This window comes from Bradyrhizobium sp. WSM4873 (assembly GCF_055811355.1).
The window spans coordinates 97,622-97,876 of the sequence record NZ_JBVVPS010000030.1 but is presented as its reverse complement, the minus strand read 5'-3'; the positions used below and the strand labels follow the sequence as shown (position 1 = coordinate 97,876).

1 protein-coding gene is annotated in these 255 nt (G+C 70.2%); it reads left to right on the top strand.

Going from position 1 to position 255, the window contains the following annotated elements; translation table 11 throughout:
• A partial coding sequence (locus AC0L21_RS30230) for an Ig-like domain-containing protein (RefSeq protein ID WP_473265289.1) occupies positions 1 to 255 on the top strand: 255 nt, incomplete at both ends.

Sequence of the window (255 nt, the reverse complement as noted above, 5' to 3'; positions counted from 1 at the left end):
CTGACCGTCAACGGTGCGGCGGTGACGGTCGATGCGACCGGTCACTGGACCACGTCGATCACGCCTGCCGGCCAGGGGGCCCTGGTCGTGACGGCGATAGCCACCGATGCGGCCGGCAACACGGCCTCGACCGCGACGACGCTGACGGTTGATACCGTTGCGCCAGCGGTCGCGATCACGACGATCGAGGGCGGAGATAACCTGATCAACGCCGCGGAGGCGGCCGGCGGGGTCCAGATCAGCGGCACGGCGGAG